Here is a 3,067-nt window from a genome sequence, read left to right on the forward strand (position 1 = left end):
CCCCGCGGCCCGCACCATCTCACAGGTCTCCCACCGCTCCTCCCAGCTGTGGGTGGTGACCACGTTCGGGAAGTGCGAGCGGGCCGTCTCCAGATTGTGGTTGTAACGGTGCACACCCATTGCCGTGAGTTCGTCGACCTGCTCGGAGGTCAGCATGCCCAGCGAGCAGGCGACGTTGATGTCGACCGCCGCACGGATGGCGGCGACCCCTTCCCGCACCTGCGCCATGAGCCGGGCGTCCGGGCCCCGTACGGCCGCGACGATGCAGAACTCGGTGGCGCCTGTCGCCGCGGTCTGCCGGGCGGCGTCGACGAGCGAGGGCACGTCCAGCCAGGCGGACCGCACCGGCGAGTCGAACTTGCCGGACTGCGAGCAGAAGTGACAATCTTCCGGGCATCCGCCGGTCTTGAGGCTGACGATCCCCTCCACCTCGACCTCCGGACCACACCAGCGCATCCGCACCTCGTGGGCCAGGGCGAGCAGATCGGTCAGCGTCTCGTCCGGGAGCCGGAGCACGGCGAGCACGCCGGCCTCGTCCAGCCCCCGTCCGCCATCGAGGACCTCGCGCCGTGCCACGGTGAGGATGTCGGCACCGTCCTGGTCCGCCGGCGGCCGCGGCGACACCGGTGCAGGTGCGGTGGGGTGCGCGGTCACGGACGTGGTCACGGACGTGGTCACGGATGCAGTCACAGGGGTCTCCAGACAAGGGTCAACGGGTGCGGTGGGCGCGTGGTGGCGGTGGGCATCGTGGTCGGGACTGATGCGCATGCACCCAGGTGCATGCGCATCCATTGTCGAACCGGCGCGCGGATGTGGGGCCGGATTCCCGAACACCATCGAGCCCCGAAGACTATCGAGCATGGTGGTTACGTCTCGTAGCGAGCTCTGAACTCCTGGGCACGGAACGTGCCGCCAAGTGCCGGTTGCAGTGAGGCACGCGCCACGGCCAGGAACTCGAGCCGGGCCAGCAGGCCGGCTCCCGCCGGAAGGACGCCGGCCAGCGGCCGGGCGGCCAGGCTTTCCAGGTCGATGAGGTTGCACCGGCAGGCCAGATCCGGTTCGGCCGGCCAGGACCCGACCACCACGCCGGAGAGGTCCAGGCCGCGGTGCGCCAGCGCCTCCAGGGTCAGCGCCGTGTTGTTCAGAGCGCCCAGGCCTGCGGCGGTCACGACGAGCACCGGCGCCCGCAGCACCCGGGCGAGGTCGGCGAGGGTGGCGCCGCCCGCGTCGTAGCGGACCAGCAGGCCGCCGGCGCCCTCGACGAGGACGAGATCGCGGCTGTCGGCGAGGGTGCCGATCCGGGCGGCGAGCTCGTCGAGGTCGACGGCCCGGTGCCCGGACCTGCGGGCGGCGGTGGCCGGAGCGAGCGGGTCGGGGTAGCGGGCCAGCTCGTGGACGTCGGTGATCCCGGTCAGATCGCGGACGAGGTCGACGTCACCCAGCTCGCCGGGGCCGACACCGGTCTGGGCCGGTTTCACCACCGCGACCGCGTGGTGTCGGTCGTGCGCGAGCGCGCCGATCGCGGCCGTCACCACCGTCTTGCCGACCCCGGTGCCGGTCCCGGTCACCACCAGGACCGTCATCGGGCCAGGACCGTCATCGGGCCAGGACCGTCATCGGGCCAGGACTGTCATCGGGCCAGGACTGTCATCGGGCCAGGACTGTCATCGGGCCAGGACTGTCATCGGGCCAGGACCCCGGCGGCGGCCAGCGCGTCGGTGACGATCGCGAGGTCGGCATCGGTGAGATCGGCCCGGGCGGCGAGGCGCAGCCGGCTGGTCCCGACCGGCACCGTCGGTGGCCGGAAGCAGCCGACGGCCACCCCGTGCCCGCGGCAGGTCGTCGCGGCCGCGATCGCGGGTTCGGGATCCCCAATGATCACTGAAACGACGGCCCCGGCGGGATCCGGCGCGCCGGTCAGGCCGGCGAGCTGACGGGCCCGGCGCCGGACGGTGCCGGGCAGCTCCGGGTGGCCCCCCAGAAACTCCAGGGCGGCCAGCGCGGTGCCCACGTTCGCCGGGGCGAGGCCGGTATCGAAGATGAAGCTGCGGGCGGTGTCGATGAGGTGATCGCGCACGGCCGCCTCGCCCAGCACCGCGCCGCCCTGGCCGCCCAGCGCCTTGGACAGGGTGGCCGTCGCCACCACGTCCGGCTCCCCGGCGAGGCCCGTGGCGGCGAGTGCCCCCCGACCGGCGGGCCCGACCACCCCGAGCGCATGGGCCTCGTCGACGACCAGGACCGCTCCGTGGGCCCGGGCGGCCGCGTGCAGTTCGGTCAACGGGGCGAGATCGCCGTCCGCGGAGAACACCGACTCGGTCACGACGAGTGCCCGCCGCCAGGGGCGTCCGGCGAGGGCCGCCGCGACCGTGGCCACATCGGCATGCGGTGTCACGACGACGTCCGCCCGGGACAGCCGGCAGGCGTCCACGATCGAGGCGTGGTTCAGCGCGTCCGAGACGACCAGGTCGCCGGGGCCGGCCAGGGCGGTGACCACCGCGAGGTTCGCCGTGTAGCCGGAGGAGAAGACCAGGGCCGAGGCGAATCCGGCGTGCGCGGCGAGCGCGTTCTCCAGCTCCCCGTGCAACGTGGTCGTCCCGGTCATGAGCCGACTCCCGGTGGCCCCGGCACCCCAGGCGCGCAGGGCGCGGATCCCGCCGTCGACGACCGCCGGATGACGGCTGAGCCCGAGGTAGTCGTTGCCCGCGAGATCGACGAGCACGCTTGCGCCCGGTTTGTCCGGGCCGCCCCGCGGGCGTAGCTCGCGGCGCAGCCCGGCGGCGGCCCGGGCCCGGGCGTGGTCCGCGAGCCAGGCGAGCGGCGCGGCAGCCTCGACGTCATCGACGGTCACGACGGTCAGCGTACGGGTATCGGCCACTGTGATGGGGTGCCCGCCACCTCACGAACCCGGCCGGTCTGGCAGTCTGCGAGCCGTGGGAACCCTCGCCGACATGCTGCGCGCGAGCACGGATCTCAGCGACGACGACATCGACCACCTGCACGCGCTCGTCGCGGACTGGGCTCTGCTCGCCGACCTCTCCTTCGCTGATCTGTTGCTGCTCGTGCCTGT

The 3,067-nt window shown here is 73.3% G+C and carries 4 protein-coding genes; 1 reads left to right on the top strand and 3 read right to left on the bottom strand.

The window, feature by feature from the left end; genetic code table 11:
• The 3 genes from AC08ON_RS11995 to AC08ON_RS12005 all read right to left on the bottom strand — a co-directional run.
• The coding region (locus AC08ON_RS11995) for a biotin synthase BioB (RefSeq protein ID WP_476616974.1) at window positions 1-690 on the bottom strand (690 nt) is incomplete at its 3' end.
• Between the two features lie 176 nt (window positions 691-866).
• Window positions 867-1,583, bottom strand: a complete 717-nt coding sequence (gene bioD / locus AC08ON_RS12000; RefSeq protein WP_476607438.1) for a dethiobiotin synthase — start codon at window positions 1,581-1,583, stop codon at window positions 867-869.
• Between the two features lie 98 nt (window positions 1,584-1,681).
• Window positions 1,682-2,848 (bottom strand): 8-amino-7-oxononanoate synthase, encoded by a 1,167-nt coding sequence (locus AC08ON_RS12005; RefSeq protein ID WP_476607439.1) that lies wholly within the window; start codon window positions 2,846-2,848, stop codon window positions 1,682-1,684.
• A gap of 100 nt (window positions 2,849-2,948) precedes the next feature.
• Between AC08ON_RS12005 and AC08ON_RS12010 the strand changes: the two genes are divergently transcribed.
• Window positions 2,949-3,067 (top strand): histidine kinase N-terminal domain-containing protein (locus AC08ON_RS12010; protein WP_476616979.1); only part of this gene is annotated, 119 nt, incomplete at its 3' end.

Source organism: Frankia sp. CoWAU3, from assembly GCF_977971855.1.